The 6,567-nt window shown below is 69.9% G+C and carries 8 protein-coding genes and 1 riboswitch; of the genes, 5 read left to right on the plus strand and 3 right to left on the minus strand.

Going from position 1 to position 6,567, the window contains the following annotated elements:
* Window positions 1-111: 111 nt before the first annotated feature.
* Window positions 112-687 carry a LysR family substrate-binding domain-containing protein gene (locus IEY84_RS16430; RefSeq protein WP_183545441.1) on the minus strand — a complete coding sequence of 192 codons (576 nt, stop codon included), beginning with the start codon at window positions 685-687 and terminating at the stop codon, window positions 112-114.
* 116 nt (window positions 688-803) lie between these two features.
* Window positions 804-867, plus strand: a riboswitch (guanidine-III (ykkC-III) riboswitch).
* An 11-nt stretch (window positions 868-878) separates the two neighbouring features.
* Here IEY84_RS16430 and IEY84_RS16435 point away from each other — a divergent pair.
* Both IEY84_RS16435 and IEY84_RS16440 read left to right on the plus strand, forming a co-directional pair.
* On the plus strand, window positions 879-1,193 hold the full coding sequence (locus IEY84_RS16435) for a DMT family transporter (protein WP_183545440.1): 315 nt from the start codon (window positions 879-881) through the stop codon (window positions 1,191-1,193).
* Between the two features lie 118 nt (window positions 1,194-1,311).
* Window positions 1,312-1,995, plus strand: coding sequence for a TetR/AcrR family transcriptional regulator (locus tag IEY84_RS16440; protein WP_229788741.1), 684 nt, complete (start codon window positions 1,312-1,314; stop codon window positions 1,993-1,995).
* On the opposite strand, the gene IEY84_RS16445 is transcribed toward IEY84_RS16440, so the two are convergent.
* Window positions 1,992-2,897, minus strand: coding sequence for a cation diffusion facilitator family transporter (locus IEY84_RS16445; RefSeq protein ID WP_183545439.1), 906 nt, complete (start codon window positions 2,895-2,897; stop codon window positions 1,992-1,994). The genes IEY84_RS16440 and IEY84_RS16445 overlap by 4 nt on opposite strands.
* Before the next feature lie 64 nt (window positions 2,898-2,961).
* Between IEY84_RS16445 and IEY84_RS16450 the strand changes: the two genes are divergently transcribed.
* From IEY84_RS16450 to IEY84_RS16460, 3 genes are all read left to right on the plus strand, one after another.
* Entirely contained in the window at window positions 2,962-3,753 is a 792-nt protein-coding gene (locus IEY84_RS16450; RefSeq protein ID WP_183545438.1) for an isocitrate lyase/PEP mutase family protein, read from the plus strand.
* 8 nt (window positions 3,754-3,761) lie between these two features.
* The gene (locus tag IEY84_RS16455) at window positions 3,762-4,520 is read left to right on the plus strand and encodes an MOSC domain-containing protein (protein WP_183545437.1); all 759 of its coding nucleotides are present in this window, start codon (window positions 3,762-3,764) and stop codon (window positions 4,518-4,520) included.
* Window positions 4,521-4,602: 82 nt separating this feature from the next.
* The gene (locus tag IEY84_RS16460) at window positions 4,603-5,562 is read left to right on the plus strand and encodes a lipid kinase (protein ID WP_183546260.1); all 960 of its coding nucleotides are present in this window, start codon (window positions 4,603-4,605) and stop codon (window positions 5,560-5,562) included.
* Between the two features lie 14 nt (window positions 5,563-5,576).
* Here IEY84_RS16460 and IEY84_RS16465 read toward each other — a convergent pair whose 3' ends face one another.
* Window positions 5,577-6,470 carry an SMP-30/gluconolactonase/LRE family protein gene (locus tag IEY84_RS16465; protein ID WP_183545436.1) on the minus strand — a complete coding sequence of 298 codons (894 nt, stop codon included), beginning with the start codon at window positions 6,468-6,470 and terminating at the stop codon, window positions 5,577-5,579.
* Window positions 6,471-6,567 lie beyond the last annotated feature (97 nt).

Below are 6,567 nucleotides of genomic sequence, written 5' to 3' on the forward strand. Positions count from 1 at the left end.
GCCTTCTGTCTGGATCGGGCAGAGTCTAGGGACGAGCGAGGACACCGCTGGGTGGAATGAGGCACGGCCGATCCAGATGTCGCCAGGCGTTCACCCGGCATTTGCCGGGGCTCAGCCGCGGGAGGAGTTCCGCGAGCGGCCGCGGACGATGCCGATGAAGGTCTGCACCCGCTCGTCGTCGTTGTCGATCAGCCAGGCCAGACCGACGGTGGTGGGCTCGAGACCGATCACGGGCCGGGAGACCGCATCCTTGCGGTGGTGCAGACGGGCGATCGACATCGGCACGATCGCCACCCCGGTGCCGGCGGCGACTGTCTCGACGGCGTCCTTCTCGGTCATCGGCGGCCATGCCAGCTGCTCGGCGCTCGGGGTCCAGCCGCCGCGCTCGGGGATGACCAGCTGCTCCTCGGCGAGGTCGTCGAGGGTGACCTCCTCGAGCAGGGAGAGCAGGTGCTCGTGGCCCATGACCGCGACCGGCTGCTCCTCGTAGAGCGGGATGCAGTGGAGGCCGTCGCGATCCACGGGGAGGCGTACGAGGCACATGTCGAGCTCGCCGGCACGCAGCAGCTGCTCCTGGTCCTCCTCGGTGACCGGGACGAGCTCGAGTCGCTCGCGGCTGCGGTCGCGCCAGATCCTGGCCCACTTGTCGGGGGTGGCTCCGGTGACGAAGCCGACGGTGAATGTCACCTCTGCATCCTCCCATCCAACGGGCCAGGGAGCTGCGCCGAATCCCGTGATGAAGAACGCAGCGTTCTTGTGGCTCGTGAAGTTTCTATCGAATGACAGTTTTGCTACTGTCGAAGACGTCAGCCGAGACCGGCTGCCGGACGAGGGAGCCGTACCCGGAAGCGCGACAAGACGGCCGTCTGGAGTTGGTCATGTCTTGGATTTTTCTCGTGGTGTCCGGCGTCCTCGAGGCCGTGTGGGCGCTCGCTCTGGGGCGTACCGAGGGCTTCTCGCGGCTGGTTCCGTCGATCGTCTTCGGCGTTGCTCTCGCGGGCAGCCTGGCGGGCCTCGCCCTGGCCATGCGCACACTGCCCATCGGCACAGCGTACGCGGTCTGGGTCGGCATCGGCGCGGCGCTCACCGTCGGCTACTCGATGGCCACCGGAGCCGAGTCGATCAGCGCGGTGCGAGTGCTGCTGATCGTCGCGCTCGTCGGCTGTGTCATCGGCCTCAAGCTCACTCACTGACGTCGGGTGCGGCCCTGTGCCGCGGACACGACCGTCGGCGCTTGACTCTTTCGATATCAGTGCGAAACTTGCTCTCTCCACTATTATCTATCGTACGACAGAAAAGGGCGATGCCACGGTGTCACAGATCTCGCCGCGTCCGGGTCGCGGCCGTCCACGGCTGCTTCCGGGCACGATTGCGGCGAACCCCCGAGACCAGATCCTCGCCGCCGCTGCGGAGCTCTTCGTCGGCCGCGGCTATGCCGGGACCACCACCCGCGAGATCGCGGACGGTGCCGGGCTGAGACAGGCGTCGATCTACTACCACTTCGGCAGCAAGGAGGAGATCCTCGCTGTGCTGCTCGAGCGTTCGGTCCAAGAACGGGTCGAGCAGGCCGGGAAGATCGAGGCCGACATGGGGACGGTCACTCCCGACGTGGGCCTCTACGCCCTCGCCGTCAGCGACATGAGCGCCCTGGTCGCGATGCCCCACAACATCGGCATGCTCTACCGCCTTCCCGACGTCATCGCCTCGCCCGTCTACGACCGCTACGACCACCTCCGCGGCGACCTCGTCGCCGGATACGGGCGGGTCGCGCAGCGGGCAGCGGGGGAGCGGATCTCGGCGAGCAGCGGCGAACCCGGCCTCGGCGAGCTGCTCGTGCAGATGGTCGAGAGCGTGGTCAGCCTCCGTCGCGAGGACCGGGTCGGCAGCACGACCGTCGCCACGATCGCCGCGGCGTGCCTGCGGCTGTGCGGGATCGCCGAGGACGCGATCGAGCAGGCGCGCGGGGCGGCCCTGGCTGCGCTGGCGCGAGCCTAGTGCATTCCCGGCTCGTGGGCCAGATGAGTCTCGGGCTCGAGCTGGAAGGTCGAGTGCTCGACGTCGAAGTGCCCGGTCAGACAGGCCTGGACGCGGTCGAGGACCTGGGGCGCGCTGCCGTCGAGGAAGCACTGCGGGCGCAGGGTCAGGTGCGCTGAGACCGCGGGCAGGCCCGAGGTGACGGTCCAGGCGTGCAGGTCGTGCACCTCGAGGACGTCGTCGACCTCGAGCAGATGCCGGCGCAGGTCCTCGACGTCGACCTCGGCCGGCGCACCCTCGAGCAGGATCCGGCCGCTGTCGCGGAGCAGACAGACACCGGCGTACGTCATCAGGGCGACGACCACGAGCGAGGCCACCGGGTCGGCACGGGTCCAGCCGGTGAGCAGGATGACGATCGCGGCGACGAGGGTGCCGATGAAGCCGTAGAGGTCGGAGAGCACGTGCTGGTAGGCGCCCTCGACGTTGAGCGAGGTGCGGTTGGCGCGTGCCATCAGGGCGGCCGCGACGACGTTGACGGCACAGCCGACGACCGCGACGACGAACATCGGCCATCCCTCTGCGTGGGGCGGGTCGATGAGCCGTCGCACGGCCTCCACACCCACGACCGCGGCGAAGACGAGCAGGGTGATCCCGTTGAGTGCGGCCGAGAGGATCTCGGCGCGCTTCCAGCCGTAGGTCCACTGCCCGTGCGCGGGCCGCGAGGCCAGCCGCATCGCCCACAGCGCTGCCGCGATCGCACCGATGTCGGTGAGCATGTGGCCGGCATCGGCCAGCAGCGCGAGCGAGTTCGCGAGGATCGCGACCGTCACCTCGCCGATCAGGAACACACCCAAGAGCGTCATCGCGGCGATCAGGTAGCGCCGGTCGGCCGCCGGTGAGATGTGGTCGTGATCGTGGCCCATATCGAATGATCCTAGGCGGGATATCCGGTTCTGCCTCGTGCCGTCCCGTGGCATGGTGGCCAGCATGTCGCTCGCCGAGAACTTTCTGTCCCTGCACCTTCCCGGCACTCCGCTGCTGATGCCCAACGCCTGGGATGCGGGCTCGGCCAAGGTCCTGGCCTCGCTGGGTTTCCAGGCGCTGGCCACGACCAGCAGCGGGTACGCAGCAACCCTGGGGCGGTTCGACGGCCAGGTCAGCCGGGACGAGGTGATCGCGCACGCGACCGCGCTGGTCGAAGCGGTGCAGGTGCCGGTCTCGGCCGACATGGAGGCCGGCTTCGGCGGCTCTGTGACCGAGGTGGAGGAGACGTTCCGGCTTGCCGCGGCCGCCGGGCTGGCGGGCGGGTCGATCGAGGACTACACCGGGCTCGAGAAGGACACGATCTACTCCGTCGAGGAGGCAGCCGAGCGGGTCGCCGCGGCGGCCGCTGCGGCAGGCGACGGCTTCGCCCTCACCGCCCGCGCCGAGAACCACATCCGCGGCCGTGACGATCTCGACGACACCATCGCCCGTCTGCAGGCCTACCAGGACGCGGGTGCCGACGTCCTCTTCGCGCCGGGCGTCGTCGCCGTCGAGGACGTACGCCGCCTGGTGGGCGCCGTCGACCGCCCGGTCAACGTCCTGCTCCTGCCGGGCGGCCCGTCGGTGCCGGAGCTGGCTGAGGCGGGCGCGGCGCGCATCTCGGTCGGTGGCGCCTTCGCCTTCGCCGCACTGGGCGCCGTCAAGCGCGCTGCCGAGGAGCTTCTCGGCGCCGGTACGACCGGCTACTCGGAGCTGGCCGCCGAAGGTGCCAAGGCGTTTCGCGACGCTGGTTGACTGGACCCGTGATCGATGAGCTGAAGGTCGTGCGAGCGGGGTTCGCGCCGATCAAGGGGACCAGGCACCTGGCCCATGACCGGGTGGTGCTCGACGAGCGGGGCGTCGTCGGGGATCGCGGGTTCGCGCTGGTGTCGGTCGATCCCGAGCATCCGGGAAGCGGGCGGGTGCTGCGCACCGTGCAGCACCCCTCGCTGGTCGCGGTGCGGGCCGAGCCGGCCGGACGCCGCCTCGAGGTCGAGCTGCCGGACGGCGCGACCGCCTCCGCCGAGCCGGTCGCGACGAGCGAGCGCATCACCTGCGACTACTGGGGTCGTCAGGTCGACCTGGAGCTGCTCGAGGCTCCCCACGCGGCGCTGTTCTCGCGGTGGCTCGGCCGACCGGTGCGGCTGGCTCGCGCCCGTCGAGGTGACGTCGTCTTCGCCGGGGCGGTGTCGGTGGTGACGACGGCCTCGCTGCACGACCTCGCCCGACGGGTCGGTGACGATGCCCTGGCGGCGGCGCGGTTCCGGCCGAACCTCGTCGTCGAGACAGACGAGCCCTATGCCGAGGACACCTGGCTCGGCCGGGAGGTCCGGGTCGGGTCGGCGAGGCTCCGGATCGGCGTACCCATCCCGCGGTGCGCCGTGATCGACATCCATCCGGAGACGGGGGAGCGGGACGTACGCCTGCTGAAGACCCTCGCCTCGCACCGGCCGCTCAACCGGGCCGGCGAGCCGGCGTTCGGGGTATTCGCCGAGGTGGTCGCTCCCGGAGTCGTGGGCTGAACCGGCGGCGTCGCCGGGCAACGCGCCGGGACACGCAGCGCCACATACTCAGGTGGGCATGCGTACGCTCCTGAACGTGGATATGCAAACGCTGTTGTCACGTGACTCCGTGAAGGTCGCCCTCGTCGTCAACGCCGGCTCGCGCCGCGGAGAGGACGCGCTGGCCTCCTCGGAGGAGATGCTCCGCTCCGCGGGGATCGAGGACGTGCGCTCCTACGCGGTCCACTCGGGGGAGGAGCTGGAGAGCACACTCGACGAGGTGGCTGCCGACCAGCCCGACCTCCTCGTCATCGGGGGTGGTGACGGATCGGTGAGTGCCGCGGCGGCTCGGATCGCCGGGACCGACGTCGTGCTCGCCGTGCTGCCGCTCGGCACCGCCAACGACTTCGCCCGCACGCTCGAGCTGGACCAGGATCCGGAGACCGCGATCCAGCAGGTGCTCGAGGGAAAGATCATCAACGTCGACATCGGCAAGGCCAACGGTCACACCTACCTCAACGTCGCCTCCTTCGGTCTCTCCGTCGCGGTGACCGAGGCACTGGACCCGCGTCTGAAGAAGGTGATCGGACCGGCGGCCTATCCGGTGGCCACGCTCCAGGCCTACCGCCACCACCGGCCGTTCACCGCCCGGCTGGAGTTCCCCGACGGTGACCACGACCCGCTGGAGCTCGACGACCTGCTCCAGGTCGCGGTCGGCAACGGCCGCCACTACGGCGGCGGCAACACCGTCGCGCCCTCGGCCTCGGTGGACGACGACCTGCTCGACGTCTACGCCATCGTCCGTGGCCGCATGCGGGACCACGTCTCCATCGCGCGGCTGCTCAAGAGCGGCCACTTCATCGAGCACGACCAGGTGCACCACGTGACCACCACCGCGGTGCGGATCACCACCGACGAGCCGATGCCGGTCAACCTCGACGGGGAGATCCTCACCGAGACGCCGACCGACTTCACGCTCGAGAGCAACGCGCTCCACGTCGCGGTGCCGATCCGCAGCCGCGCCGGCCGTCTCGACGGCCCTGCGCCCGACGTCCAGAGCTGAGGGCCTGAGCCGGGCTAGGGGCGGCCCGCCCGGGGCACGTCGACCCGGATGGCCAACAGCCGAGCCTCGGCGTTGGCCTTGCGCGGTTCCTCGAAGAAGTCGGGCGCGGCACAGACGTACAGCGTCTTCCCGTCGCTGCCTCCCAGCATGCATGCGAAGACGCCACCGCCCGGCTCGATCTGCTCGAGGATCTCGCCGCCCTCGGCGACCCTGACCAGCCGGCCGAAGACCGCGTCGGCGGCCCAGACCGCGCCTTCGGCGTCCAGGCAGCAGCCGTCGGGTGCCAGGACGGCGTCGCCCATCGCCTCACCGAACGCGGTGTGGGTGGTGAGCTCGCCGAACTTGGCCCAGGTACGCCGGTTGGTCAGCGACCCGTCGTCGGTGATGTCGAACGCGCTGATCCGGTTGCCGCAGGTCTCGTCGACGATGAGCGTGCCGTCGTCGGTGATCACGCTGCCGTTGGGGAACCACAGGTCGTCGGCGACCTCGGTCACCGTCCCGTCCGGGTCCACCCGCAGCAGCACCGTCGGTGCCACGTCGGCGCCGGCCATGATGTCGAAGCCGAAGTTCCCGACGTACGCCCGGCCCTGCTCGTCGACCACCATGTCGTTGAGGTGGTGGTCGACATGGCCGCTGAGATCGGCATGGGTCACCAGCGAGCCGTCGCTCTCGCGACGCAGGATCCTACGGTCGCGCATCGAGACGACCAGGAGATGGCCGTCAGGGAGCCAGCCCAGCCCCGACGGCTGCCCCGGCACCTCCGCCTCGACCCGAAGGTCCGACCCGTCCTCCTGCGCCGAGTAGACCTTGTAGGAGTAGAAGTCCACGAACCAGATCCGGCCCTGGTGCCACCTCGGGCACTCCAGGTAGTGCAGGTCCTCCACGACGGTGCTGATCTCTCTGGCCATGTCCCCATCATGCCGAGAAGTCACGTACGTCGGGCGAGAAGTCACGTACGTCGGCCGAGAAGTCACGTACGTCGGCCGAGTTGGCACAACGTTGCCA

It is taken from the genome of Nocardioides albus (assembly GCF_014648255.1).
GTDB classification, from domain to species: domain Bacteria; phylum Actinomycetota; class Actinomycetes; order Propionibacteriales; family Nocardioidaceae; genus Nocardioides; species Nocardioides albus.

What these genes read in the sequence shown, in the direction of transcription:
- IEY84_RS16435 (WP_183545440.1), top strand. Translation starts at nt 879, where the DNA reads ATGTCTTGGATTTTTCTCGTGGTGTCCGGCGTCCTCGAGGCCGTGTGG.
- IEY84_RS16445 (WP_183545439.1), bottom strand. Translation starts at nt 2,897, where the DNA reads ATGGGCCACGATCACGACCACATCTCACCGGCGGCCGACCGGCGCTAC.
- IEY84_RS16450 (WP_183545438.1), top strand. Translation starts at nt 2,962, where the DNA reads ATGTCGCTCGCCGAGAACTTTCTGTCCCTGCACCTTCCCGGCACTCCG.
- IEY84_RS16460 (WP_183546260.1), top strand. Translation starts at nt 4,603, where the DNA reads ATGCAAACGCTGTTGTCACGTGACTCCGTGAAGGTCGCCCTCGTCGTC.
- IEY84_RS16465 (WP_183545436.1), bottom strand. Translation starts at nt 6,470, where the DNA reads ATGGCCAGAGAGATCAGCACCGTCGTGGAGGACCTGCACTACCTGGAG.